The organism is Methylosinus sp. DMC45 (assembly GCF_056313885.1).
Genome location: NZ_JBQUZK010000061.1, coordinates 41,212 through 68,023, shown reverse-complemented (window position 1 = coordinate 68,023; position 26,812 = coordinate 41,212). Strand labels below are relative to the sequence as shown.

Here is a 26,812-nt window from a genome sequence, read left to right as displayed (position 1 = left end):
GACCTGCCGATGCGCCCGGCTCGGAGAGCGCTCTATGCAAATGCGACATTGGTGGTCTTCAGCGGGACGCTGCGAATTCGCCTTCCCGTCGCCGCGAAAAACGCGTTGAGCACGGCGGGCGCGGCGACGCAGATCGTCGGCTCGCCGACGCCGCCCCAAAAGCCGCCGCTCGGCATGACGATCGTCTCCACTTTCGGCATGTCCTTGATGCGCATGGAATCATAATTGTCGAAATTGCTCTGCTCGACGCGGCCGTTCTTCACCGTAATGGCTCCATAGAAGAGCGCCGAGAGGCCGTAGACGAAGGAGCCCGCGACCTGCCGCTCGATCTGCGCCGGATTGACGGCATAGCCCGTATCCGTCGCCGCGACGATGCGATGGATCTTGATCTTGTCGCCATCCTGCACGGAGATTTCCGTCGCTGCCGCGACATAGCTGCCATAGCCCATGAAGGAGGCGATCCCCCGATGCACGCCGGCGGGGGCTGGCGCGCTCCAGCCGATGCGCTCCGCCACGGCGTCGAGCACGGCGAGCTGCTTGGGATGGTTCTTCATCAGCGCGCGGCGGAAGGCCAGAGGCTCGGCGCCGGCGGCATGGGCGAGCTCGTCGATGAAGCTCTCGAGATAGATGGCGTTATGATTGATGTTGACGCCGCGCCAGAAACCCGGCGGCACCGGCGGATTGCGCATCGAATGCTCGACGAGCAGGTGAGGGACGTCATAACCGATCTGCGCGTCGCCACTTGGCGCGAGCCCTTGGAAAGCCGCCGGATCGACGCCGTCCTTGATCGCCTCGGGCCGCACGCTCGCCAGGATCGACTGGCCGGACAAGCGAATATGCAGGCCGATGAGATTATTCTGCGCGTCGAGCCCGCCGACGAGCCGGCATTGCGTCACGGGATGATATTTGCCATGCGCCATATCCTCCTCGCGCGACCACAAGAGCTTCACCGGCCGGCCGGGAAACTGCTTGGCGAGAAGCACCGCTTGGGTGACGTAATCGGTGAAGCCGCGCCGGCCGAAGCCGCCGCCGAGCATTATCTTGTGAACCTCGCATTTTTCCGGCGGTAGGCCCGAGGCGGCAACCACGGCGGCGAAGGCGGCCTCGCCGTTCTGCGTACCGGTCCAAACCTCGCAGCGCTGCGGCGTATAGAGCGCCGTGGCGTTCAGCGGCTCCATCTGCGCGTGATTTTGATGCGGATAGGAATAGACCGCCTCTATCACCTTGGTCGCGCCGGCGATCGCCGCATTCGCGTCGCCGTTGCGATTGCCGACCACGGCGGCCTCTGCGAAGTCCAGCCCCTCGGCGAGCCAAGCGGCCGTCGCCGCGCTGGAGGCCGAAGCGTTCGGCCCCTCGTCCCAGACGATCGGCAGAGCGTCCAGCGCCGTCTTGGCGCGCCACCATGTGTCCGCCACCACGGCCACCGCCGTGTCGCCCACCGGAACGGCCTTCACGACGCCAGGCAGCCCGGCGATCTTCGCTTCGTCGAAACTCTTCAGCCGGCCGCCGAAAACAGGGCAATCGGCGATCGCCGCATTCAGCATGTTCGGCAGCTTCAAATCTATGCCGTAGACCATCTTGCCATTGGTCTTGTCGGCCGTGTCCAGCCGCGGCAGGCCCTTGCCGGCGATTTTCCAATCCTTCGGGTCTTTCAGCGGCGGGTCGGCCGGCGGCTTCAGCAGCGCGGCCGCCGCGGCGACCTTGCCGAAGCTCGTGGAGCGGCCGGAGGCGGCGTGAGCAATGATGCTGTTTTGCGCCCTGCACTCTGCGGCGGGGACCTTCCATTCGTCGGCCGCAGCCTGGATCAGCATCTCGCGCGCCGTTGCGCCGCCCTTGCGGACATAATCATGCGAGCCACGGATGCCCCGGCTGCCGCCGGTGGAGAAATCGCCCCATACGCGATTGCGCGCCACGCTCTGGCCCGGCGTCGGATATTCGGTCGTGACCTTGGACCAGTCGCATTCGAGCTCCTCGGCCACGAGCTGCGCGAGGCCGGTGAGCGAGCCCTGGCCCATCTCCGAGCGGGCGATGCGAATGACGACCGTATCGTCCGGCTTCACCACCACCCAGGCGTTGACCTCCGGCGCGCCTTCCGCCGCGAGAGCGCCCTTGGGGGCGCCGGGAATGTCGAGGCCGAGCGCCAGCCCCGCGCCGAGCGATGCGCCGCCGATGATGAAGCCGCGCCGGCCGACAGAGAGAGATCGAGTCATGTTTTTTCTCCCCTCAGGCCTTCGCGGCGGCGTGAATGGCGTCGCGCGCCTGCTGGAACGTGCCGCAGCGGCAGATATTGGTGATCGCCTCGTCTATGTCCTTGTCGGTCGGATGCGGATTCTCGCGCAGCAGAGCCGCGGCGGCCATCAGCAGCCCGCTCTGGCAATAGCCGCATTGCGGCACGTCATGCGCGATCCACGCCTCTTGCAGGCGGTGCAGAGCGCCCTCGCGGCCGAGCCCCTCTATGGTGGTGATCTTTTTGCCCACGACATCGCCGACCTGCACGCTGCAAGCGCGCACCGCCTCGCCGTCTACATGAATGGTGCAAGCGCCGCATTGGGCGATGCCGCAGCCATATTTCGTGCCCGTGAGGCCGATGTTCTCGCGGATGGCCCAGAGCAGCGGAGTGTCCGGCGCGGCGTCTATGTCATAGACACGCCCATTGACAGTCAGCGTAAGGGTCGTCATGCGATGCCTCTCCAACGGCGGCCGTTTCGCATTTTCTATCAAATCAGTCATATTTAGGAAAGAGCCTGCCTGCTCCCCGCGCGCAGGAACGGAAAACCGAAAAATCGCCTCACATGGAAATTGCCGGGGAGCGCTCTTCGTAAAACATTCGTGGCGTGGGCGTCGGACGCCGGGCCCCCGACATTCCCGTCGAAGCCGTGAGATCTGGGCCGTCGCGCCCTTGATCTAAAATCCGAGGGATGAGAAACGCTCGACGAACGCTCGCGGCGTGCGCCGAAGATCATGTATGTCGCCGAATTTTCACAGCCAGCGAGAAGAAGAATCGCAAGAAACGGCGTCAGAATCGCGCTGGAAACGAGTCCGAGAAGCCGTCCGCTGACGAGAAACCTCCTGCGGAGCCGCGCGAAATACGTCTTTTCGCCGAAAGGACGTCTTCGTCCGCGCCGCCATTCCTTTTTGTCAATGAGCGACAAAGTCGAAGCGCGATAGACTTTCGTATCGTCGCGCCATCCGATTGCTCGGCTCGCGCTCACGCTGCTCGCCGCGTAATAGGCGTAGCGCGGCGCCTCTAATGGCGACAGCGTGGCGCTTCAAAGGAAGCTATTCGATGCATGGGGAAGAATTTCGAGCGCCGCCCGCTTCGCGCTCTCCCGGCGCGCGCGCTTTTGCGTCGCAACCGCGCTTTCGTCTTTATGCCGGCGCGGCTGTCGCGCTGATCCTCATCGGCGCGAGCGCGATCCTCTATCGCGCGACGCATCGCGCCGCATCTTCCGCCCCCGCGGCGACAACGGCGGCCTTCATAAAGGAAGGCGACCGCATCCGTGTCCCGGAAGGATCGCCTCTGCGCCGCCAATTGACGGTCGACGCCGTGGCGCAAAAGGAGATCGCGCATGATCTGATGATCCCGGCCGTTGTCGAGGCCGATCCCGCGCGGCTCATGAAGGTTCTGCCGCCGCTGGCGGGGCGCGTGACCGAGCTGAAGATACGTCTCGGCGAAAGAGTGGAGCGCGGGCAGCCTCTCCTCGTGATGGATTCTCCCGATCTCTACACCGCCTACGCCGATTACGATCGCGGCAAGGTCCTGCTCGATCTCGCCGCCAAGAACCAGAAGCGGCTCCATTCTCTCGGCGTCGGCGGCGGCGTCGCGCTCAAGGATATTCAGCAAGCCGACGCCGATCTCATCACCGCGAATGCGGAGTTTCGCCGCGCCGATGCGCGGCTGCGGCAAGTCGGCGTCGATCCAGAGACATCCGACAAGTCGCGCATCATCGTCGTTCGGGCGCCGATTTCGGGAAGCGTGCTCGAGCTCTCCGTCGCAGCGGGCGCCTATTGGAACGACACCACCGCGTCATTTCTGACGATCGCGAATCTGAACCAGATTTTCGTCACCGCAAATCTGCCGGAGAAGGACACGACGCGTGTCTCGGAGGGGCAGAAGATCGAGGTCTCGCTGGCTGCATATCCGGGCGAAACATTCGAGGGAGCGGTTTCCTTCGTCAGCGATTCGCTCGACACCGACACGCGCCGCACCAAGGTCCGCATCGCCTTCGACAATCCGCGCATGAAGCTGAAGCCCGGCATGTTCGGCACCGTCACCTTCTTTTCGCCGAAGGAGGCGGCGCCGGTCGTTCCCACCAGCGCCCTTCTGCTGAAGGACGACGCGACCCAAGCTTGGGTCGAGGTCGAGCCTTGGGCGTTCGAAGCGCGATCCGTCGACCTTCGCTTCGAGAGAGATGGCCAGGCGGTCATTCGATCCGGCCTTCGGGTCGGCGATCGCGTCATCGTGAAAGGCGGAGTGCTTCTCGATGATTGATCGCCTGGTCGAGCTCGCTCTCGATCGACGCCTGCTCGTCTGGGTGGTCGCGATCGCCGTGGCGATCTTCGGCTATTATTCCTGGACCCAGCTCGCGCTCGAGGCTTATCCCGATATCGCCGATGTGACGTCACAGGTCATCACACAGGCGCCCGGGCTCGCGGCGGAGGAAGTCGAGCAGCAGATCACCGTTCCGCTCGAGCGAGAATTGAATGGTACGCCCGGGCTGCTCATGATGCGCTCCAAGAGCACATTCGGGCTGTCCTTGATCACGCTCGTCTTCAGGGACGGCGTCGAGGACTATTGGGCGCGCCAACGCATCTCGGAGCGGTTGCAGAACGTCACTCTGCCCGATGGCGTTTCGCCGGGCCTCGATCCTCTGACCTCGCCGATCGGCGAAATCTATCGCTACACGCTCGAATCGAGCACGAAAGGCCTGCGCGAGCTCTCCGAGCTGCAGCGATGGACGATCATTCCTGCGCTCAAGCAGGTCGCCGGCGTGGCGGACGTCTCCAATTTCGGCGGCGTCACGACGCAATTTCAGCTCGAGCTCGATCCCGCGCAGCTCATGCGCTTCAATGTGTCGCTCAAGAACGTCACTGACGCGATCGAGTCCAACAGCTCGAATTCCGGCGGAAGCGTGCTGACGCGCGGCGAGCTCGATTACGTCATTCGCGGCGTCGGTCTCGTTCAAACGCTCGAGGATATGGGGAACATCGTCGTCGCTCAGCGTGGCGGATCGCCGATCTTCGTCCATGATCTCGGAAAATTGAAGCTGAGCAATCAGGAGCGTCGCGGCATTCTCGGCAAGGACCAGAGAAATGACGCCATTTCCGGCATTGTCCTGCTGCTTCGCGGCGAAAATCCGTCTCACGTTCTCGAAGGAGTGCATGCGAAAGTCGACGAGCTGAATGCGACGCTCGAAGCGTCGGACGTGCGGATCGCGCCCTATCTCGATCGTTCTGGTCTCGTCGACGCGACTGTCGAGAAAGTGTCGCGAACCGTGTTCGAGGGGATCGGGCTCGTTCTCATCATTCTGATCCTCTTTCTGGGCAGCCCGCGCGGCGCGCTGATCGTCGGCATGACGGTTCCCTTCGCCATGCTGGCGGCCTTCTCGCTGATGAATCTCACCAGAGTGCCGGCCAATCTTCTGTCGCTCGGCGCGATCGACTTCGGAATTATCGTCGACGCCTCGATCGTCATGGCGGAAGCGGTCCTGCGACGCCGCGAGGCGAAGCCCGATGAGCCGCTCACGCCGCTGGACATGCGCGAGACCGCGACGCAGGTCGCCAGGCCGATCTTCTTCGCCACTCTGGTCATCATCGTCACCTATCTGCCGCTGTTCGCGTTCCAGCGCGTCGAGGCGAAGCTCTTCACTCCGATGGTCTTCGCGGTCGGCTACGCCCAATTCGGCGCGCTGACCTTCGCCCTCGTCATCGTTCCCGGATTGGCCTTCGTAGCTTATCGGCGGCCGACGCGGCTCTTTCACAATCCTGCGATCGCATGGCTCGAGTCGCGATATCGGCGCGCGCTCGATCGCCTTCTCGATCGGCCGACGATCGCGCTTTGCGGCGCAGCGGTCGCGGCCGTCGCGGTGATCGTTCTCGGCGCGACAGTGGGCCGGGAGTTTCTGCCGGAGCTCGATGAAGGCTCCATCTGGCTACAGGTTCAGATGCCCGCCGGCCTGTCGCTCCGCAAGGCGACGGAAATGGCGGCCGATCTGCGCCGCGCGACGTTGGAATTTCCCGAAGTGTCTTATGTCGTGACGCAATTGGGACGCAATGACGACGGCACCGATCCTTGGACGCCGTCGCATATCGAAGCCAGCGTCGGGCTCCGGCCCTATGACTCCTGGGAGTCGGGCGACACCAAGCAGCAGCTGATATCGCGCATGTCCGCGCGCTATAAGGAGCTGAGCGGATTCGACGTCGGCTTCAGCCAGCCGATGATCGACGGCGTCAATGACAAGATCTCCGGCGCGCACAGCCAGCTCGTCGTCAAGATATATGGCGACGATTTTGGCGAGCTGCGCAGAATCGCGCGCGAAATCGTCGATGTCCTCCGAGCGACTCCGGGCTCCGCCGATGTCGCGATCGATCAGGAGCCGCCGCTTCCGCAGATCGCGATCAAGGTCGATCGCGAGGCGACGGCGCGCTACGGGATCAATGTGTCCGACATCGCAGATCTGATCGAAAAGGGAATCGGCGGCGCTCCCGTGAGCCAGATATTCATCGGAGAACGTCGATACGACGCCACGGTCCGCTTCTCGGCAGCGGCGCGCGGCAGCCCGGAGGCGCTCGGCGATCTCACGCTGACGTCGAGCGACGGCGCTCTCATACCATTGTCGCAAATTGCGAAGATCACGCTGCAGGCCGGCGAGAGCACGATCACGCGCGAGATGAATCGTCGGCATCTGACCGTCAAGCTCAATTATCGCGATCGCGATCTCTCGTCCCTGCTGGAGGACGCTCGAGCGGGCGTGAGCAAGAAGGTGAGCTTCGATCCTCGCAAATATCAGGTCGAATGGGGCGGGCAATTCGAGAACCAACGCCGCGCGGAGCGGCGGCTCATCGCCATGATGGGACTCGTGATCGGCCTGATGATCGTTCTGCTCTATCCTGGATTCGGCGTTCTCCGCCAAGCTCTGCTCGTGCTCGGCATCGTGCCGCTCGCGACGCTCGGCGGGCTCGTCGCGATCCATGCGACCGGCACGACGCTGAATGTCGCATCGAGCGTCGGCTTCATCGCTCTGTTCGGCGTGGCGATCATGAATGGCGTCGTAATGGTCGCCAATCTCAATCGCGCTCGGCTGAGCGGGCTGCCGCTGCGCGAAGCCGTGGCGGCGGGCGCCGAGGAGCGGCTGCGGCCGGTGCTGATGACAGCGACGGTGGCCACGGTCGGGATGTTGCCGGCGGCGGTCGCGACAGGCGTGGGCAGCGATGTGCAGCGCGGGGTCGGCACAGTCGTCGCCGGCGGCCTTCTGACGGCGACATTGCTCACGCTGTTCATCATTCCCGTCTTCTATTTTCTCCTCGAGCAGCGGGCGCTTCGGCGCGCGCCGCGGCGGGAGCCGGAAGCAAGCGAGCACGTCGTCCAATGAGCCCTTCAAATCTCGAATTCAGCCATTGGACGATCGTGACCACGCGCCTGTGCCGTCTCTCGCTCGGATCGTCGATCCTGATGTTCTTGTCGGGATGCGCAGTCGGTCCCGACTTTCAGCCGCCGAGCGCGCCTTCCGTCTCGAGCTTCTTGCCGACGGCGCATGACGATCGCGCCGGATCGGCTCCGCTTGACGGATTGAAGCTCGTGAGCGGCGCCGAAATCCCCGCCCAATGGTGGGAGCTGCTGCGCTCGGAGGGCTTGAACCAGCTGGTGCGCGAGGCGATCGCGCATAATTCGGATCTGACCGCCGCCGAAGCCGCCGTGCGCGTCGCGCGCGCCAATGCGCTCGCGCAACGGGGCGCGCTGTTCCCGTCGGTGGACGCGATGCTCGACGCAAATCGGCAAAAGATCGCCGTCGCGCCGACCGTCGACCCGAGCACGGGAGAAACCTCGACGGGACCGTCGCGATACAGCGTGGTCACGCGGCAGGTGAGCGTGTCCTTCGCGCCGGACATCTGGGGCGGAACGCGGCGGCAAATCGAATCCGCGGACGCAGAGGTCGAATTGCAGGCGTTCCAGCGAGAAGGCGCCTATCTGACGCTCGCCTCCAATGTCGCCCTCGCGGCGATCGAAGAGGCGCGGCTGCGCGGACAGATCGACGCCACCAATCACGTCATCGCCTTGCAGACGAAGCTCTTGAGCATTTTGCGGCGACAATTCGAGATCGGGCATATCGCCTCGTCCGACGTCATGACGCAGGAGACCGCGCTCGCGCAATCGCGTCTGGCGCTGCCGCCGCTCGTGCAGTCGCTCGCCACCCAGCGTCATCTCCTCGCTTTTCTGACCGGCCGCTTTCCCGCCGATCCGCCGTCTCCGACATTTCGGCTCGCCGCCTTCGGTCTTCCTCGCGCTCTGCCATTGAGCGTTCCCGGCGATCTGATACGCCAGCGGCCGGACGTTCGGGCGGCGGAAGCCTCGCTTCACGAAGCGAATGCGCAGATCGGCGCGGCGATCGCCGATCGGCTGCCGCAGATCACCTTGTCGGCGAATATCGGCAAAACATCGTCCAATGCGCCGGATCTGTCGCCGAGCGGGGCCATATGGCAGGTCGGCAGTCATTTGGCGCAGAAGGTTTTCGACGCGGGAACGCTCGCCTATAAGCAGCGCGCCGCGGAAGAGGGCGCCAGCCGTTCCTTCGCGCAATATCGCAGCGTCGTGCTGGCGGCGTTCCAGAACGTCGCCGACGCCTTGTCCGCGCTACGGTCGGACAGCCAGGCGATCGCGGCGGCGACTGCGGCGGAGAGCTCGGCCAGGCGAAATGTCGAGCTGATCCAGCGCCAGCTCGAGCAGGGCTTGGTCAATGTTCCGATCGTGATAGAGGCGCAGCGCGCCTATCTCGACACGACGACGGCGCTCGTCGACGCGCGGGCCTCGCGCTTCGCCGATACGGTGGCGCTGTTTCAGGCGTTGGGCGGCGGCTGGTGGAACCGTCGAGAAGCCAAATCGCACGCGGCCGCGGCGTCGCTCTGACGCTGGGCGGCGCTCGACAGATCGAGGCGACAATGGATGCTGTTCTACGAGGTCTCTGCTTCTTCTGCACGGTCGTGACCGGCGCCCCGGAGCCCGCGATTCCGCGTGGCGACGGCGATATCTGGTTTTCGCATGAGACGATCGGCGCCGACACACATGTCTTGCGGCTCAGCGCTTCCGATCTCCTGCTCGACGTCGCATCGGCTCGGCGAGAGCGCCTCGACGCCTTTGCGCGCCGGCTGGCGGCAGAAATCTGCTCCGACCGCTTCGAGCTCGCCGACGCGCAGCGCGCATCCTGGCCGGAGGCGCCTCCGACCTATGCGAGGCAATATGTCGTCCGGTGCCGATGAGCAGAGATGCGGCGCAGGACGAACGCCTCGCGCGATCGGGCGTTCACGTCACGGCCGAGATGATCTAAGCTCGATCGCGAAATCGGCGCCATAGCAGGGAGATTGCTCGATTGGCCGGGACAGCAGGCTTCATGCGCGGCAAGCGTGGAGCCGTCATGCGCTGGGCGTCCATGCTCGCTCTGGCGGCTGCGATTTTTGTCGGGGATACGGTGACGGACTTCGAAATCGCCGTCGCTGTCCTTTATGTCGTCGTCGTCCTGATCGCGACCGGGTTTCTTCCGAAACGCGGCGTGCTCGCCGTTTCGTTCGGCTGCATTGCTCTGACATTGGCGAGCTTCATGCTGAGCCATGCGGGCGCCTATGGGCCGGGCGTGGTCAATTGCGCTTTGAGCGTCAGCGCGATTGCGGCGACCACTTATCTCGCGTTGAAGAGCGCGGAGGCGACCAGCGCCGAGCAGGCGGCGCGCGCCCAGCTGATCCGGCTCGCGCGGGTCAATTCCTTGAGCGAGACGACAGCCTCGATCGCGCATGAGGTCAATCAGCCCCTCACCGGGATTATTGCGAGTGGAAACGCGTGCTTGAACTGGCTGGCGTGCGACCCTCCCAACCTGCCGAAGGCGCGGCAGGCGGTGGAACGGATGATCGGCGACGCCAATCGCACCAGCGGGATCGTGGCCCGTGTTCGGAATCTCTACAAGCTGCCGAAGCTAAATGCGAGTTGGATCGATGTGATGTCCGTTGTCGATCAGGTCCTCGCGCTGAGCGAGGCCGAGCTGCAGCGCAACAATGTCGCGGTGACGGTGATTTTCGCGGGCGCCGCGCTCGAAATCTACGCCGAGGCGGTTCAAATAGAGCTGGTGCTGTTGAACATCATGCTGAACGCCATAGACTCCGTCGCACGAGCGCGCGCTGAGCCGCGCGTGTCGATAGAGGCGCGGCTCGCGGACGAAAAGCGCGTCGAGCTCATCGTCAGCGATTCCGGCCATGGCGTCGCGCCGGATCGGCTCGAGACGATTTTCGAAGCCTTTTACACGACGAAAGCGGATGGAACCGGCATTGGCCTCGCGATCAGCCGCTCGATCGTCGAAGCGCATGGCGGTCGGATTTGGGCCGCCGCCAACGCGGAGGGAGGCGCCGAATTTCATTTCCTCCTGCCGGGACGGAAGAAGAAGGGCGCGTGAATATGGCCGCCGATACGCGAGAAGCAGAGTCGCCGATCGTCTATGTCGTGGATGACGACCAGTCGATTCGAGAGTCTCTCGAGGATCTGCTGGCGTCCATCGGGCTGCGCGCCGCGACCTTCGCGTCGCCGAAGGAATTCTCACAGAGCGAAAGGCCGGATGCGTCGTCCTGTCTCGTGCTCGATGTGCGCATGCCCGGCGTGAGCGGCCTCGAGTTTCAGGAAGAGCTGACGAGGTCGGGAATAAGGATGTCGATCATTTTCATCACCGCGCATGGCGACGTGCCGATGTCCGTCAAAGCGATGAAAGCCGGCGCCGTCGATTTCTTGACCAAGCCGTTTCGTGAGCAAGACTTGGTCGATGCGATACAAAGTGGCCTCGCGCGCGATCTGGCGCGCCGGCGAGCGGAGCGCGTGCAGACCGAGCTGCGTCGGCGATACGCGAGCCTGTCCGACGGCGAGAAGGAGGTGATGAAGCTCGCCGTATCGGGACTCTTGAACAAGCAGATCGCGGCGCAGCTCGGCCTCAGCGAGGTGACGATAAAGATGCGACGTGGTCAGGTCATGCGAAAAATGCGGGCGGATTCGTTCGCCGACCTCGTGCGATTCTACCATCGTATCGATGGATCAGAGGAAGACGTCATCGAATTGAAGTGACGACGAGCCTCGCGCGACGCCCGCTCCCGCTCCATCGATGCGCGCGCTCAGCGGCTCGCGGCGGAAGCCGTCGCCGACCCTTGCGGGGACTCTGGCGACGAGGCGCGGCTCACCCGCGCGACAATGAGGAGATCATCTGCATGATCGGCTTGATTTCTGCCCGCGGCGCGCAGGCGTGGTCAGCCTCGCGGCTGCTTTTCCCGCCGCGGCTTCTGCTTGTGCTTCGGCGGCGAGTCTCTCCGCGGCGGCTTGACCTGTCTCGGCTCGGAATAGCCGTCGAGGCGATCCACGCGAATATTGTCGCCGCCGGGCCGGCGCATGTCCACGATGAATTGCGCAGCCGCCGGCTCGGCGATCTCGACCTGCGTCTCATGCTCGAAAATCTGGATCGCGCCAATGTCTTGCCGCGTGAGATTTCCCTTGCGGCAGAGCATGGGCAGCAGCCATTTCGGATCGGCGTTCTTCGCGCGGCCGATGTCGAGACGAAACCAGACGGCGCCGCCGGGCAAGCGGGACGGGCGCGGCTCCTTGGCGGGCCGCGTGCCTACCGCCCGGGAGGGGCGGGGCTCTCGCGGCTCCCGAGACTCCCTGGGTTCCCGAGATTCGCGGGGCTCCCGACGCGCGGGCTCCTGCCCGGGGTCGATGACGGCCTCGGTCGCGGGAAGCCGCGCACGGTAGAGCCGAACGAGCATGGCGCCGAGCTGCTCGGGCGATCGCTCCGCGAGAAGCAGCTTCGCCGCCTCGAAATCCTCCTCGCTCGGCGGCTCCAGCAGCAGCGGATCGCGCATCATGCGCTTGCGATCCAGCTCGTCGATCTCCTCGGCGGAGGGCGGTCCGCTCCAAAATGCGTGAACGCCGGCGTCGCGCAGCAGCCGCTCGGCGCGATGGCGCCGCGCCGAAGGAATCAGCAGCGCGCTGACGCCTTTGCGCCCGGCGCGGCCGGTCCGCCCGCTGCGGTGCTGCAGAGCCTCCGCGTCATGCGGAAGATCGGCGTGAATGACGAGGTCGAGATTTGGCAGATCGATGCCGCGCGCCGCGACGTCGGTAGCGACGCAGACGCGCGCGCGCCCGTCGCGAAGCGCCTGCATGGAATGGTTGCGCTCGTGCTGGCCGAGCTCGCCCGAGAGGAGCACGGCCGCAAATCCGCGCTCGAGCAAGGTCGCGTGCAGATGACGCACGGACTCGCGCGTGTTGCAGAACACGATCGCCGTCGGCGCCTCGAAATAGCGCAAGAGATTGACGGTCGCGAGCTCTATCTCCTTCGGCGCGACGCGAACCGCGCGATAGTCGATGTCGACATGGCCGCGCTCCCCGCGCGCCACGTCGATCCGCCGCGCGTCGCGCTGATAGCGCTTGGCCAGAGCGGCGATGCCTTTCGGCATTGTGGCGGAGAAGAGCAGCGTGCGCCGATCCTGCGGCGTGGCCTCGAGAATGAACTCGAGATCCTCGCGAAAGCCGAGATCGAGCATTTCGTCGGCTTCGTCGAGAATGGCCGCGACGATGTGGGCCGTGTCCAGCCCGCCGCGCTCTATGTGATCGCGAAGACGTCCGGGCGTTCCCACCACTATATGGGCGCCCTCGGTCAATTTGCGGCGCTCGAGGCGCGCATCCATGCCGCCGACGCAAGCGACGATTCGCGCCCCCGCATGCTCGTAGAGCCACCCCAGCTCGCGCTCCACCTGCAAGGCGAGCTCGCGCGTCGGCGCGACGACGAGCGCGAGGGGCGCGCGCGGCTCCGGCAGACGATCGGCCTCTCCCAGAAGCGTCGAGGCGATGGCCAAGCCATAGGCGACCGTCTTTCCCGATCCGGTCTGAGCGGAAACGAGAATGTCGCCGCCTTGCGCATCGGCGGACAGAACCGCAGCCTGGACCGGCGTGGGCGAATTGTAATTGCGCTCCGCCAAGGCTTTGGCGAGCGGGGCGCGGGCGTTCAGAAAGGTCACGGGTCAGCTTGCCTGGCGAGTGGGCGATGCAGAGAGTGGGCGAGAGATACGCGCTCGATCGGGTCTCGTCGAGCCATCCGCTCGTCGGAAGGCGGGAGCCGCCGAAACGAGCTTGGTCGGAACACTATTATTTGCTTCGCGCAGATCCCGCTAGTGATCTGCGTCTGCGTGGGAGAGGGGCGGCGACGTTCCGCGAGCCTTCGATGGAGCGCCGAATCTGCCCGAGAAAGCGGAGGAGGGGAGGGGGCTCGAGGACTCTAGAGGAGATCGTCGATCTCCTCGATCTTATCGTCGTCGTCGATCGGCGGCGGGACGCTGTCGTCGGCTTCCGCTTCTTCTTCGTCCGCCTCCTCGGCGTCGATCTCCGCTTCCGCTTCCTCCGTCGACGAGACTTCCTCGCTCGAAGGCTGGTCGCCGATGCGCGACTCGCTCGGCATGGAGCGATACGGCGGAGCGCCCCTCCGCGGAATCGAGCGCGGCAGCTCCACGACTTGGAAGATCGCGGCGCATTTCGGACAAGCGATCGGCTCGCGATTGAGATCGAAAAACGCGGCGCCACAGCTCAGGCATCGGCGCTTCGCGCCAAGTTCGGCTTTCGCCACGGCCTTCTCCTCTTGGTCGAGAATTCTGGCGTCAGGCGACCTGCAGCTGGTCGGCCGAAGATTTGCCGCTGCGCTTGTCGATGACGGTCTCGTGGGAAATCTTCTGGCCTTCCGCGAGGCCGCGAAGCCCTGCGCGCTCCACCACGCCGATATGCACGAAGCCGAAGCCCTTTTGCGCGTTGAACCACTTCACGACGCCGGTTTGCATGCGTCTTCCTTTCCCTCGAGAGGAGGTCTGACGGCCGCGGTCTCGCGGTCGCATGAGATCGAAGCTCTTGGAGGAAAGTCGCACGCCGACGCGCCAAAAGGCGGGAAAGCTCGTTCGTTCGGCCGAAACTCGATGAGGGAGATATAGGGCGTCGGGACGAAAATGCAACAGACCGGCTTTTCGTGACGCTATGGCGCCGGGATTGCGGGCGCTGAAAAAAAGAGTTGAACCTCGAGACACAGGCTGCTTACTGCTCGCAGATTCCGCTTCCAGAGCGCTATCCGAACCATCGAATAGCGCTCTCGATTCTCTCTTCGAACGCGAATTTCGGGACGCGAATTTCGCCGATCGGAACGCGCCAACGCAAACGAACGAGCCGTCCTCCAATGACCGATCAGCCCTGTCCCTGCCGCGCCCAGGACGCCGAGCCGGCGTCTCTTTCCGCTTGCTGCGGTCCTCATGTCGAAGGGGCGACGCCCGCGCCGACAGCCGAGGCGCTGATGCGCTCGCGCTACACGGCCTATGTTCTCGGCCGCATCGATTATCTGGAGGCCACTCTCGCGCCGGAGCGGCGGGCGAGCTTCCACCGCGCGGCGGCGACCGACTGGTCCAAAAAATCGCAATGGCTCGGCCTCGACATAGAAGCGACGGAGGCGGGTCAGCCCGGCGACGCCACTGGCCATGTGGAATTCACCGCGCATTATATTTCGGAAGGCCTGCGTCTCACCCATCGCGAAAAATCCCTGTTTCGCTTCGACGAGGCCGATCAGCGCTGGTATTTCGTCGAGGGCGAGGGCCGCAAGAGCGCGCCGGTCATCCGGCAGCCGAGACCGGGACGCAATGACCCTTGCTCTTGCGGCTCGGGCAAAAAATACAAGAAATGCTGTGGCGCGGCGGCGTGAAGGCGGCCGCGACGACCTGCTCGGCGCCGCTGGATTGACCTTTTCGCCGGCGCCGTAGCAAAAGGCGTCGGCGCGCGCTCTCTTCCGCAGTCGGCGCCGAAGGCTCGTATCGCATTCATGATCGACCGGCGTCGTCAGCTCATACGCCTCCTCACGGCGCCGGCCGCCGTCGGCGGCGTCGGCGCGCTGCTCTTCGCCGCGCTCTGGGCGGCGGATTTTCACGGCGTCGCGGGCATGCTGCGCGAGCGGGCGATCGACGCGATTCAGCGGATCGCCCCGCGCGAGGCCGGGCGCGGCGGCGTGCTGGTCGTCGATATCGACGCGGCGAGCGTCGCCCGCGCCGGCGGCTGGCCGCTCCCGCGCGAGGATATGGCGCGGCTCGCGGCGCGCATTCTCGACGGGCGTCCCGCGGCGCTCGCTTTCGATATTTTCTTCGACGGATCGGATCGGCAGTCCCTGCGGGCTCGCATCGAGGGCGCGTCCGATCCGAAATTGCGCGAAGCACTCGCGCCGATTCTCGCGCAGGCGCCCGATCCAGATCATGAATTCGGCGAGACGCTCGAGCGCGGCCAGACGATTCTGGCGGCGCTGGCGGGCGGCGCCGCGCCGCCCGCCGCGTTCAATTTCGTGCGGCTCGAGGAACCGGCCGGCGCGCGGTGGGCGCGGCCGATCCCCGGCGCGCTGGCGCCTCACGAGCCGTTGGCGGCGGCGGCGCTCGGTCTCGGCGTGTCGTCGCTGTTCGGCGAGGAGGGCGGGGTGGTGCGCAGGGCGCCGCTGCTATTCTCGGTCGGCGATCGGCTCATTCCCGGCCTCGCGCTGGAGGCGACGCGCGTCGCCGAAAATGTCGCCATGCTCTCTGTCGAGGACGGTCGGCTGGAGACGGGAGCGCGCAGCATGCAGCTCGGCGAAGGCGGCGCGCTGCGCCTGCGATGGTCCGATCCCGCCCATTGGGCGCAGCGCACGATCTCCGCCGCCGAGCTTCTCGAAGGGCGCGTGGCGTCCGAGCGCTTCGCGGGACAATTGGTCATCGTGGGCGCCAGCGCGCCGCAGGCCGGAGCGCTGCGCCCCACTCCGCTCGGCCCGCTGACCCCCAGCGTTCAGATTCATGCCGAAGCGGCGGAGCAGCTCCGCGCTGGAATGGTCCCGCTGCGTCCGGGGCGCGCGCTCTCGGGGGAAATCGGCGCGGCCCTCGTCCTCGCCGGCGTCGCGGCCGCCGGCGCCGCGCGGGTCGGCCCCTCGGCGGCCTTCGCCCTGCAGGCGGCCTTGTCCGTGCTCTGGATCGCCGTCGCCGCCTCGGCGCTGATCGTTCAGAATGTCGTCCTCGATCCCGCCGGCCCGCCGCTCATCGTCCTGCTCTCCGGCAATATGGCCGCGGCGGCGTCCTTCGCCCGCACGCGCCGGATGAAGGCGTTCATCTCGCGCAAGTTCGAGCAATATCTTTCTGCCGATGTGGTGCGCGAGATCATCGCCCACCCGGAGCGGCTGCGGCGCGAGGGCGAGATGCGCATCGTCACGGCGCTCTTCACCGATATCGAGAATTTCACCCCCATGACGCAACGTCTCGCGCCGCGCGACCTCATCGCTCTGCTCGACGTCTATCTCGGCGGGCTGGAGCGCATCGTCACCGATCACGGCGGCATGGTGGACGGCGTGACCGGCGACGCCATTCACGCCTTTTTCAATGTGCCGCTGGAGCGCGCCGATCATGTCGACGCCGCCCTCGACTGCGCCGCGGCCATCGTCGAATTTTCGGAGAGCTTCCGCCGGGAGCCGCTGGCGGCGCAGGCCGGCTTCGGGCGCACGCGGGTCGGCGTCGAGACGGGGCCGGCCATCGTCGGCGATGTCGGCGGCGCGCGCCGATTGAACTACACCGCCTATGGCGACGCGGTGATCGTCGCGGCGCGGCTGGAGCAGGCGAGCAAGCAGCTCGAGTCGCAAATCTGCATCGGACCGGGCGCGGCGGCGGCGGCGCGGCGCGATCTGGTCCCGCTCGGCGCGCTGCGTCTCAAAGGCCTGCCGGAGGACACGATGATCTTCACGCTCGCCAGCGAATGACGCGCCGCGTCAGCGGACAGAGTCCAACGCCTCCTCGATGCGCTTCGCCCCCCATTTCGTCACCGGGCCGGGCGCCGAGGGCTCAGCTTCGAGCAGTCCGGGAAGGACGACCACGCGCGGCGGCGGGAAATCGACGCCTTCTCCCGCCGTCAGCCGCACGGAGCCCGACCGGGTGACGACGTCGACGGCGCCTTTCTGGACGAAAACGCCGAAAACCCCTCGGCTGGGGCCGGCGAAAAACACCGTGCCGCGCGCCGACAAAAGCCCGTAGGGCGTCTCGAGGTCGAAGCTTTTTTCGGCCCCGGCAGCGCGGTCGATCACAACCGCCCCCTCTTCCAGAGTGGTCCTCGCGGACAATTTTCCGATGAATTTGTCGACCTTCAGCGACGCATTGGCGCCGAGCCGCAGGCGAGTCGCCGCGCCGAGCCGGAGGTCGAGCCGGGAGGCCTCGCCGGTCGTGGCGCGATCATTCAGCAGGACGGCCGCGCCCGCCTCCGCCGGCGAACGCCCGTCGGCGCGCTCCAGCGCCGCCTCCCCACGCGCCGCGACTACCGAGCCGACCGGCTCCGCGCGCGCGAGCCCGAGGGAGCCGACCATGGCGACGGCCGCGGCGATGATAGCAAGGTGACGATTGGACATGACGCAGCTTCCCTTTCGCCGCACTTTGGTGCGGCGACGCTGGCGGCGCAAGCCCGCCTGCGGCGCGCGGGCCGCTGCCGGGCGATGCGGCGTCTGGCTCCATCCTTGCTTGCCGATTTGGCGCAGGAGCCGGGCGCCGTGCACGGCGCCTCCCCCGAGGCGTCGCCTCGCCTTCGAGCAGCGGAACATGTCCGGCGCATCGTCTGATCCGGCCACCGAGCCCAATGGCCAAATCGAATCCGTGATCGGCGGCGAGGCGGCCGCGGCGCCGCCGCCGCTCGACTTTTCGGGCGCCGCGCCGGAGGATTTCGCCGGATCGCCGGAACTGGACGAGCCTTTGGAGGCGGACGCGCTCTCCGACGCTCTCTGCGCTCAAATCGAGCCGCTGTCGTTCGGCGATCACGTCTTCTTGTTTCAGTCCGAGGCGGAGGCTTGGCGCTATGCGGTCGAGACGATGCGGCGGCGCCATCGGATCGTCGGTCGCCCGAAGCGGCGACGGCTCATCGTCTGCGCCGGCGCCGCGGATGGAACTGGAGGCCTGCCCCCGGGCTTGGAAGCCGATGGCGAGGTCGTGCTGCTCCAAACCGATGATCCGGGCGCATTGGCCGCGGCGATCGACAATCGAACGGCGGGAATTCTCGTCGCTCCCGTGAGGACGAAAGCGGGTTTCGAGATTGTTCCGGGAGCGCTGCTCACGCGTCTGCGCGAGACCGCGGACGAATATGGGCTCGTCCTCGCTTATGACGAAAGCTCGAGCGGCTTCGGCCGCTCCGGCATGATGTGGGCGCATGAATGGACGGGCGTGACCCCGGATGTGATGGTCGCCCTTCATCGCCCGGGAAACGCCCCGCCATTGGCGGCGCTGGTCGTCACACAAAAATTGGCGCGCGGGGCGCCGGACCGGCCGCGCCTCGTCGATCGGGAGACGCTCGTCAGCGGGCGCGCCTTGATGAGCGCGCTCGCGGCGCCCGGCTTTCTGGAACGGGTGCAGAATCGCGGCTGGCGCCTCGAAGACCGGCTCACGGAACTGTTCTACAAGCGCCGCGGCGCGTTTGCGACGCTGGGCGGCATCGGCCTTCTGCAAGGCTTGGCGTGCTCGGGAGAGGCGGAGCCGATGCGCGCGACGCTGGCCGAGCGCGGGCTCCTCACCCGCGCCATGGGATCGTTCATCGGCCTATTTCCTCCGCTCATCGTCGAGGAAGCGGAAATCGACGCGGCGGCGTCCATCATCGACGCGGCTTGCGCGCCAGAGACGGAATGAAGCCCGACCTCATCGCGGGAGCGGCTTTTTCGCCGGCCATTCGCCATCGCCCGAATTTCGGGGCGCAGGCTCGCAATTGGCTCCGTCTCGATCTCGCGGCGGCCGCCGAAAAGCGAGCTCGAATGTCGCGCCTCCTCCTTCGGTGTCGCCGACCATGATTCGGCCGCCGAGGCGCGTCATCACCTCTTTTGCAATCGCCAAGCCGAGGCCCGTTCCCGGCGGCGCCTCGCTCTTGCGCCAGAACGGCTCGAAAATGAGCTCGCGATCCGCTTCGGCGATTCCCTCGCCATGGTCGATGACCGCGACCACGGCGCCGTCGCCGGCGTCGGCGCCGACACGGACGATCACAGATCCGCCTTCGGGCTCGGCGCGCAGCGCATTGTCGACGAGATTGGACAGAACGGATTCGATGGCCGCGCGATTTCCGCGGACAAAGACCGCGGAATCGGGCGCCTCGAATTCGATTTGACGACCTCTCTGAACGGCGAGCAGCAGCGCATCGGCCGCCACGCGCCGGCTCGAGGCCACGAGATCGACCGCTTCATCCGTGCGCGCAGGGCTGTCCGAAAGGCGGGTCGTCGCCAACAATTGCTCGACGATGTTGCGAATGCGGTGCGCGTCGCCTTGCAGATCGACGAGAAAGCTCGGCTGCTTCGGCGCGTCGAGGCGCGCGGTCAAAATCGCGACGGGCGTGCGCAATTCATGAGCGGCGTTGGCGGTGAAGCGGCGCAGCCGCGCGGCTCCCGCGTCGAGGCGCTCCAGCGCCTGATTGAAGGCGACGACCAGCGGCCGAACTTCCGCGGGCGTCTTCGCGTCGGGAAGCCGCTGCTCGAGGGTGTCCACGTCGATCCGCGCGGCTTCGGCGGCCATGTCGCGCAGCGGCGCGAGCCCGTGGCGCACGGCGAACCAGCTCGTGACAATGGAAAAGAGAATGGCGGGGCCGAAATAGGCGCTCATCCATTTGGCGTCGTAGAACATGGACACGAATATGTCCGGCCAGCGAAACGCGAAGCCGTGAACGCCGACCGACACCGCGCCATAGGGCGTCTCGCGCGATTGCAGATAGCCGGTCGGCCGGCTGCGCGGATGCGGATCGAGCGAGAAATGGATCCAGCTCGGATGAAGCGAGCGCAGGCTCGTCAAGGCGGTCACGAGCTCTGGCGCGGAGCCGCGCGCCGGGCGCATCTCCTCGGGCTCGAACACCGCATATTTCAATTTCGGGTTCCGCGCCAATTCGGCGCGCAGCGCCGACGTGGGCTCCACTCGCAGCGCCCCGTCCGCGTCGCGCGTGAGAGAAGCCATGATCAGCTCGCGCGTGCGCGGATAGGCGATCTCATCGAGGGAGGTCGCAAAATCCTCGAGCCCGAACAGGCCGAGGACGAGCGCGCAAATCCACCCACCGCCCACCGCGACGAGCTGCGCGGCCAGGAGATAGGTCGCCACCCGCAGCGCCAGCGAAGGGCCTTCGCTCATCGCGCGGCTTCCGTCAGCATATAGCCGATGCCGCGCGCGAGATGAATCGTGACGCCGGCGCCCAGCGATTCGAGCCGCTTGCGCAATCGCCAGACGAGCGTGTCGAGCGTATGCGGCTGGACCTCGGCGTAGAGGCCGTAAACCTCGTCCAGCAAGGCTTCGCGCGCCACGACGCGATCGGCGCGCCGCATCAGCGCTTCGAGCAGCGCGAGCTCGCGCCGATGCAGGCCGACGGGGCGGCCGCCGATCGTGACCTCGCGGCTGGCGAGATCGAGCGCGAGGCCGGCGACGGAGAGCGATGGCTGCGGCTCGGCGCCCGGGCGCCTCATGCAGGCCCGGATCCGCGCCATCAGCTCCGGGCCGCGAAACGGCTTGGAGAGATAGTCGTCCGCGCCCGCGTCGAGCCCGCAGATCGTGTCGTCCAGCGAGTCCAGCGCCGTCAAAATTATGATCCGCACGCCGGGCCGCAGCTTGCGCAGATCGGGGACGATCGACAGGCCGTCGCCGTCCGGGAGGCGCCGGTCGAGAAGGATGAGGCCATAGTCGGCCCGCGTCGCGGCTTCGATCGTCTCCTCGAGCGAGCCGCTGCGATCGACGATGAATTGGGCTTCCGCGACGAGCGAGGCGATCAGACGCCCCATCTCCGGCTCGTCCTCGACGAGGAGAATACGCATGACCTCACCCTTCTTATGGGGAAAATTTTCTCGAAGAGCGCCTTCTGATCTCGCGATCGATCCGAATTCGCTCCCGAGCAGAGAATCTATAGCGTGAGCATAGCCGATCGGTTGTGGTCACGCTGCAGCTCGCGGCCGGCCCGGGACGCCGAGGCCGAAGCCACATCGATCTGACGAAAACTTTACGATAAATCAATGGCGGGCGCTGTCGGTCGACCGGCGCTCTGTTGCTCGGAAGATACAGTGAGCCTTTCTTCGTCGCCTCCGCTCGATATGTGAGACTAAGGGGAGGGTCGATACGTATTTTGCCGGAATCGATCGGCGGCGACAAATCGAGATGCGGAGGCTCGGCGCCATGACGGCGGCTGAAACTCACCCGAAGGGATTGGCGAGAAGGCTCCGTTGGCTTTTCATGAGCTTGGCGGCGCTCTGTTTCGCCCTCCAGGCCTTCGCCGCGATCGGCGGCGGCAGGTCGCCGCATTCGATGACGACGGAGTTCGGCGCATCGACGCCTTCCGTCGCTTGTGTCGCGCAGAAGCCGGACGCTCATCGGCGCGCTCCCGGCCACGACGAGCCGCCCTGTTGTCTGCTCTTTGGAGCCTGCGACCGCAATTGCGATGCGGCGCCGCCGGCGTTCGACCTCCTCCATGCCTCTCTCGCCGGGCCCGCGGCTTTCGACGCGCCGCGCGGCGGCGTTAGGCCCCCGGTCGACAAGCGCAGCGGCCGGCCGAGCGGTTGGGCGAGCTCCTGGTCGCCTCGCGCGCCGCCCCTTTTCTCCTGAGCCCGAGCAGCGGCTCCGCCGCATCTTCCTTCCTTTCGGCTTTCGCGCGGCCAATGTCGTCGCGCCAGGAGAAATTCAGCTATGAAAGACTCGATCCTCTTGCGGGGCGTTTCCGCATTGGTCCTCATGCTTCCGTCCGTCGCCGCGCTCGCGCAGGAGGCGCTCCCGACGATCGATGTCGCCGGGGAAGCCAAGCCGGGTCCCGCCCGCGACGCCTTTCGTCCTGGCGACAAGGAGACCGGCTACGCTCGCTCCTCGGCTTTCACCGCCACCAAAACCGACGCACCTCTCCTCGACACCCCGGTGGCGGTGCAGATCGTCCCACATGAGGTGATCGTCGACGAGCAGGCGCTGAACACGATGGAGGCGGTCAAGAATGTCAGCGGCGTGCAATCGTCGCCCGGCACATATTATGACGCCTATCTCATTCGCGGCTTCGGCATGAACTCGACCTGGCGCAATGGCCTGAGGCTCCAGAAGCTCATCGGCGGGGAGGAGATCGCTTTCACCGATCGGGTCGAAATCGTCAAAGGGCCGGCCTCCGTGCTCTATGGGCGCCTCGAGCCCGGCGGATTCGTCAATGTCGTGACCAAGCGCCCACAGGAGGAATTCAAGGCGGAGGCGGAGACGAGGTTCGGCAGCTGGGGATTGTCGCGCACCACGGTGGATATAACCGGCCCGTTGAATGAGGAAAAAACGCTGCTCTATCGAGTCATGGGCGCATATGATCACGGCGACTCCTTCACCGATTTCGAACACCATGACAATGGCGCGGCGGCGCTCTTTTTGACCTTTCGGCCGACGCAGAACTTCGAGTTCAACACTCAGGTCGAGCACTATCAGAAGAAGCAAGCGCAGCCGGACGGACTCGGCAAAATTCCCGTCAACACGCTTTTCGACGACAATGGTCGGCCCGTGGTCATTCCGGGCTTCAACGATCGTCCGCTGAATCTGTCGAGGCGGTTCTCGATCGGCGACCCGGCCCTCTGGAGCGACTTTCCCTATGTCGTGCATCGAACCGTCGTCGGCTACGACTGGACCTACAAATTCGACGACAAATGGAAGATCACCAATCGCTTCCATTTCGTCACGAATGATGAAAATCAAACCGGCTTCTTTGCCTATGGCGGGTTCGACGGCGTCAATGTCGCGAGGAATTTCAGCAATTACAGCTATCAGCGACGCATTGTCGCGACCAACCTCGATTTGACGGGAGAAGTCCAGACGGGGCCTATCAAGCACAAGCCCTTGATCGGGGTCGACTGGTATTCCTACCAAGACGATTCATTCGGCATCGACGCCTCCGGGACGCCGACATTGCCGCTGAACGTATATGCGCCGACCTATGGCAATTTGACCGGCTATTTACATTATCTCGCCGATACGGGACGAGGTAATGCGTTGTTTCGATCCCGCGAGCGAGACTTCGGCGTCTATGCGCAGGACCAGATCTCTTTCTGGGACGATCGCATTCACGTCCTGCTCGGCGGCCGCTGGGACAAGGCCGAGGCCAATTATTCGCACGTATATGGCGAGGCGGACGCGCCATGCTTCCCGGCTTGCACCGCCTATCCGCTGGACCACTTCCCCGATAAGCCCAAGCTATCGCCGCGCGTCGGCGTCCTGTTCAAGCTCGACGAAGAGACATCGATATTCGGCAGCTATGTCCGGTCGTTCGGCACGAATAATGGCGTATCGAGCGCCGGGACCATCTACCCGCCGGAAGAAGCCCTGCAATGGGAGGCCGGGATCAAGAAGCTGTGGCTCGATGGGAGGATCACGACGAGCGTCTCCTTGTTCGACATCACCAAGACGAATGTTCTGGAGCCGGATCCCGCCAATCCAAACTTCAGCCGCGCCGCCGGCACGGTCGCCAGTCGAGGTATCGAGGTCGATGTGGCCGGAAACCTGACCGAGAATCTGAGCGTCATCGCTAGCTATACGTTCGATTCCGCGAAGATCGTCGACGACCTCGGCAATGGCGCCGCCGGCAAGCGCTTCAACAGCGTCGCGCCCCATGTCGGAAATATCTGGGCGAAATGGGACACGGCGCCGGGCGCGCCGGAGGGGTGGGAGTTCGGAGGCGGCGTCTACGCCTCGGACGATCGCTGGGGCAATGACGCCAATACCTGGAAGCTGCCCGGCTATGTCAAGCTGGACGCGATGGGCGCCTATCGTACCGTGATCGACGGACATAAAATCAAGTTTCAGCTCAATATCAAAAATCTGACGGACGCACGGTATTTCGAATATAGCGATCGCGTCCAATCCGCCTATTACGCCGCGCCGCGCACCTTTATCGGGTCGGTGAATTTTCAGTGGTGACGAGCGCTGTCCGGCTCTCGAAAAGGGAGGAAGAGGCTTGCGCGGCTTTTTCGTTTTCCTGCATCGCTGGGCCGGGCTGGCCATGGCGGCGTTTCTCGTCGTCGTCGGCCTGACCGGCAGTCTGCTCGCCTTCAACACGGAGCTGGAGCGCGTCTTCGCGCCCCAGCTCTTCGCGACGCCGCGGATCGATGCGCCGCCGCTCGGACTCGCGGCTCTGGCGTCACGCGCCGAGGCGCAAGTCCCGCAGGGCCGCGTGGTCTCCGTCACCTATGCGGAGCCCGATCAAGTCTCGATCTCCTTCGTCCCGCGGCAGAATCCGCAGACGCAGGCGCCATATGATCTCGGCTTCACGGAATTCTTCGTGGATCCATGGACCGGCGCGGAGCTCGGCCGACGCAGGCGCGCCGATCTCTCCGAAGGCCTCGTCAATCTCATGCCCTTCATCTACGATCTGCACTGGCGCCTCATGCTGGGCGTCGCCGGCCAGCTGATATTGGGGATCGTCGCGACGATCTGGACGCTCGATTGCTTCGTGGCCTTCTATCTGACCTTTCCGCCCACGACGAAATTCTTTCTGCGGCGCTGGAAGCCGGCTTGGCTCTTCAAGCGCAACGCCGGCTTCTATCGCCTGAATTTCGATCTCCACCGCGCGGGCGGCCTCTGGCTATGGGCGGCGCTGTTCGTCTTCGCCTGGTCGAGCGTGATGATGAACTTGCGGCCCTTCGTCTATGAGCCGGTGATGCGGTCTCTGTTCGACTTCCACTCGTCGCTCGATCTCTATCTGGCCTTGCCGAAACGCGCCTACCAGCCGCCCATGCTCGACTGGCGCGCGGCGCAGCAGACCGGCGAGCGGCTCATCGCCGAGCAATCGGCCATTCGCGGCTTCGCGATCGGCAAAGCCTTGGCGCTGTCCTATCTGGAAGAGGCGAACGCCTATATTTACGAGGTCCGCGGCAGCCGGGATCTCTTCGAGCGCTCGCCCAAAGGCGGCGGAACGTCGGTGATGCTCGACGGCGACGACGGCCATTTGATCGAGGCGTCCGAGCCCACGGGCGAGCATATCGGCAACACGATCGAGAGCTGGCTCTACGCGCTGCATATGGCGCGCATATTCGGCCTGCCTTACAGGCTCTTCGTTTGCGCGCTCGGCCTTGCGCTCACGGCGCTGTCGGCGACGGGCGTCTATATCTGGTGGAAAAAGCGAGGAGCCCGCCGCTTTCATGCGCGACGCGATTCGGCCGAGGCGCCGAAATCCGCCGCGCTCCGGTCCTCGGAATAGCGCGCCTCGCGAGCTGCGCATCGGCAGGCTCGGCGATCGTGAGCGGGCGTTTGGGGCCCAAGAGCGCGGTTTTTGGTCGGATGTGTCGAGCGAGGTTTTGAACACGCTCTTCGACGATAGCGTGACATTCCAAGACATGCTGGGCCGCCTGCATATCGATGCGCTCACCGCAGATTTGAGCGTGTGGTGAGCCTCCAAATCGTTCGGCGCATCGCATCGCCGTTGATCGATCTGCGGGGAGCGCGCTAGCGACGCCGAAAGCTTGGGACGGGGGCGCAGAAGGATGCTCCTGCGCCGTAATTCTATTTTGGATTCCGCAAGGTCTGGTTGCGGGGACCCGCAAGACCTGATTCTTGCGATTGGCGCAAAGCTCGATTCCTGAGCTCGCTGCGTAACCCTCCCGAGCCTGAGTTTACCGGTGCAAATCCCGTTGTCTGCAACTCGACGATCTCGCCCCAAGCCCCGGAGGGCAGGTGTTTTTTCGACAAGGACCTCGACGAATCCAGGCTTCGGTCGGAACTCTGCCGACCGATCGGAAAGGTCCCGGCGTCACAGACCTCTGCGTCATATCTGGTCATCCTCCGCGACCGAGATGTCTGCAGAGATAATCCGACGCCTTTGTCATATTTCGGTTTACGGTACGTACAGACACGCCGAGACGGATGGCGATCTCGGGATAGCTCAGCCCGTCGAGACGACTGAGCAGAAAAATCGCCCGACAAAGCGGCGACAGCCTGCCGAGGCAGATTTGGAGTCGAATGACATCCATGACGCCTTCCGCGCCCGATTCCGAATTTGTTTCGAACGAGCTCGACCTTTCGATCTCCCCGTCCTCGATGACGTATTGCGAGCGGAGCCGCGTCTTGCGCTTCAAATCCACGGTCAGATTGGAGGCGACGCGAAAGAGATAAGCGCGCGGATGTTGTAGCGAGGCGAGCCTGTCCTCCTGGAGCAGATGCAGATAGGCGTCCTGCACGATATCTTCGGCCTCTTGCGGACCGACTCGACGGCGGGCGAAACCGTTCAGCTCCCGATTATGGCTTCTGAACAGATCGACGATGAGCTTTTCAGACGACGACATCGCTCCCTCCATACGAGAGAGAGACCGCGAGCGAAGCGCTGGTGAATGCCGGATTCCCGCCGATCGTAGAGTCGTCCAATGCAGATTTTTTCGGCTCGAGGCCGGACGTGATCTGAATCTGAGGCATGAAAAATCTCCCTCATCGCCCGTTACGGCGACGTGCTTCGAACAGCCCGGCAGAGTTCCGTCACACCTATGGAAAAGCTTCCGGGGTCATGGAGCGGAAACGTCAGGGAGATATCGGCGGAGCGCGCGCTCGATGAGCACGTCGATCGCAG

Annotated in this window: 20 protein-coding genes; 11 read left to right on the top strand and 9 right to left on the bottom strand. The window is 65.1% G+C overall.

The window, feature by feature from the left end:
* Window positions 1-32: 32 nt before the first annotated feature.
* Window positions 33-2,210, bottom strand: a complete 2,178-nt coding sequence (locus ACT53T_RS23060) for a xanthine dehydrogenase family protein molybdopterin-binding subunit (protein ID WP_476163032.1) — start codon at window positions 2,208-2,210, stop codon at window positions 33-35.
* Window positions 2,211-2,223: 13 nt separating this feature from the next.
* Window positions 2,224-2,679: a (2Fe-2S)-binding protein gene (locus tag ACT53T_RS23055; protein WP_476163031.1), complete on the bottom strand. Its 456-nt coding sequence runs from the start codon at window positions 2,677-2,679 to the stop codon at window positions 2,224-2,226.
* Between the two features lie 607 nt (window positions 2,680-3,286).
* Here ACT53T_RS23055 and ACT53T_RS23050 point away from each other — a divergent pair.
* The 6 genes from ACT53T_RS23050 (at window position 3,287) to ACT53T_RS23025 (ending at window position 11,311) form a co-directional block, all read left to right on the top strand.
* Window positions 3,287-4,492 (top strand): efflux RND transporter periplasmic adaptor subunit, encoded by a 1,206-nt coding sequence (locus ACT53T_RS23050; RefSeq protein ID WP_476163030.1) that lies wholly within the window; start codon window positions 3,287-3,289, stop codon window positions 4,490-4,492.
* Window positions 4,485-7,592 carry an efflux RND transporter permease subunit gene (locus tag ACT53T_RS23045; protein WP_476163029.1) on the top strand — a complete coding sequence of 1,036 codons (3,108 nt, stop codon included), beginning with the start codon at window positions 4,485-4,487 and terminating at the stop codon, window positions 7,590-7,592. The genes ACT53T_RS23050 and ACT53T_RS23045 overlap by 8 nt, the downstream gene beginning before the upstream one ends.
* Window positions 7,589-9,124, top strand: a complete 1,536-nt coding sequence (locus tag ACT53T_RS23040) for an efflux transporter outer membrane subunit (protein WP_476163028.1) — start codon at window positions 7,589-7,591, stop codon at window positions 9,122-9,124. Before ACT53T_RS23045 ends, ACT53T_RS23040 begins: the two co-directional genes overlap by 4 nt.
* A 32-nt stretch (window positions 9,125-9,156) precedes the next feature.
* Entirely contained in the window at window positions 9,157-9,474 is a 318-nt protein-coding gene (locus ACT53T_RS23035) for a hypothetical protein (protein ID WP_476163027.1), read from the top strand.
* A 110-nt stretch (window positions 9,475-9,584) separates the two neighbouring features.
* A complete protein-coding gene (locus tag ACT53T_RS23030) occupies window positions 9,585-10,655 on the top strand; it encodes a sensor histidine kinase (RefSeq protein WP_476163026.1) in 1,071 nt (356 codons plus the stop codon).
* 2 nt (window positions 10,656-10,657) lie between these two features.
* A complete protein-coding gene (locus ACT53T_RS23025) occupies window positions 10,658-11,311 on the top strand; it encodes a response regulator transcription factor (RefSeq protein WP_476163025.1) in 654 nt (217 codons plus the stop codon).
* 179 nt (window positions 11,312-11,490) lie between these two features.
* Here the strand turns inward: ACT53T_RS23025 and ACT53T_RS23020 are convergent, their stop codons facing one another.
* The 3 genes from ACT53T_RS23020 to ACT53T_RS23010 all read right to left on the bottom strand — a co-directional run bounded on the left by ACT53T_RS23020 (window position 11,491) and on the right by ACT53T_RS23010 (window position 14,064).
* Complete coding sequence (locus tag ACT53T_RS23020; RefSeq protein ID WP_476163024.1) at window positions 11,491-13,254, bottom strand: DEAD/DEAH box helicase; 1,764 nt, start codon at window positions 13,252-13,254, stop codon at window positions 11,491-11,493.
* 257 nt (window positions 13,255-13,511) lie between these two features.
* Complete coding sequence (locus ACT53T_RS23015) at window positions 13,512-13,856, bottom strand: TIGR02300 family protein (protein WP_476163023.1); 345 nt, start codon at window positions 13,854-13,856, stop codon at window positions 13,512-13,514.
* Between the two features lie 31 nt (window positions 13,857-13,887).
* Complete coding sequence (locus ACT53T_RS23010; protein ID WP_476163022.1) at window positions 13,888-14,064, bottom strand: cold-shock protein; 177 nt, start codon at window positions 14,062-14,064, stop codon at window positions 13,888-13,890.
* A gap of 386 nt (window positions 14,065-14,450) precedes the next feature.
* Between ACT53T_RS23010 and ACT53T_RS23005 the strand changes: the two genes are divergently transcribed.
* Both ACT53T_RS23005 and ACT53T_RS23000 read left to right on the top strand, forming a co-directional pair.
* Window positions 14,451-14,966 carry a YchJ family protein gene (locus ACT53T_RS23005; RefSeq protein WP_476163021.1) on the top strand — a complete coding sequence of 172 codons (516 nt, stop codon included), beginning with the start codon at window positions 14,451-14,453 and terminating at the stop codon, window positions 14,964-14,966.
* 117 nt (window positions 14,967-15,083) lie between these two features.
* Entirely contained in the window at window positions 15,084-17,021 is a 1,938-nt protein-coding gene (locus tag ACT53T_RS23000; protein WP_476163020.1) for a CHASE2 domain-containing protein, read from the top strand.
* Window positions 17,022-17,030: 9 nt separating this feature from the next.
* Here ACT53T_RS23000 and ACT53T_RS22995 read toward each other — a convergent pair whose 3' ends face one another.
* Entirely contained in the window at window positions 17,031-17,804 is a 774-nt protein-coding gene (locus ACT53T_RS22995; RefSeq protein WP_476163019.1) for a FecR family protein, read from the bottom strand.
* 43 nt (window positions 17,805-17,847) lie between these two features.
* Here ACT53T_RS22995 and ACT53T_RS22990 point away from each other — a divergent pair, with 43 nt between their 5' ends.
* Complete coding sequence (locus ACT53T_RS22990; protein ID WP_476163018.1) at window positions 17,848-18,921, top strand: aminotransferase class III-fold pyridoxal phosphate-dependent enzyme; 1,074 nt, start codon at window positions 17,848-17,850, stop codon at window positions 18,919-18,921.
* Window positions 18,922-18,930: 9 nt separating this feature from the next.
* Here the strand turns inward: ACT53T_RS22990 and ACT53T_RS22985 are convergent, their stop codons facing one another.
* Both ACT53T_RS22985 and ACT53T_RS22980 read right to left on the bottom strand, forming a co-directional pair.
* Window positions 18,931-20,394 carry a sensor histidine kinase gene (locus ACT53T_RS22985; protein WP_476163017.1) on the bottom strand — a complete coding sequence of 488 codons (1,464 nt, stop codon included), beginning with the start codon at window positions 20,392-20,394 and terminating at the stop codon, window positions 18,931-18,933.
* Window positions 20,391-21,068 carry a response regulator transcription factor gene (locus ACT53T_RS22980; protein ID WP_476163016.1) on the bottom strand — a complete coding sequence of 226 codons (678 nt, stop codon included), beginning with the start codon at window positions 21,066-21,068 and terminating at the stop codon, window positions 20,391-20,393. Before ACT53T_RS22980 ends, ACT53T_RS22985 begins: the two co-directional genes overlap by 4 nt.
* 862 nt (window positions 21,069-21,930) lie before the next feature.
* On the opposite strand from ACT53T_RS22980, the gene ACT53T_RS22975 reads away from it, so the two are divergent.
* Together ACT53T_RS22975 and ACT53T_RS22970 are read left to right on the top strand one after the other, a co-directional pair.
* Window positions 21,931-24,174, top strand: coding sequence for a TonB-dependent siderophore receptor (locus tag ACT53T_RS22975; protein ID WP_476163015.1), 2,244 nt, complete (start codon window positions 21,931-21,933; stop codon window positions 24,172-24,174).
* Window positions 24,175-24,211: 37 nt separating this feature from the next.
* Complete coding sequence (locus tag ACT53T_RS22970) at window positions 24,212-25,453, top strand: PepSY-associated TM helix domain-containing protein (RefSeq protein ID WP_476163014.1); 1,242 nt, start codon at window positions 24,212-24,214, stop codon at window positions 25,451-25,453.
* A 574-nt stretch (window positions 25,454-26,027) separates the two neighbouring features.
* Here ACT53T_RS22970 and ACT53T_RS22965 read toward each other — a convergent pair.
* A complete protein-coding gene (locus tag ACT53T_RS22965) occupies window positions 26,028-26,534 on the bottom strand; it encodes an RNA polymerase sigma factor (RefSeq protein WP_476163013.1) in 507 nt (168 codons plus the stop codon).
* Window positions 26,535-26,812 lie beyond the last annotated feature (278 nt).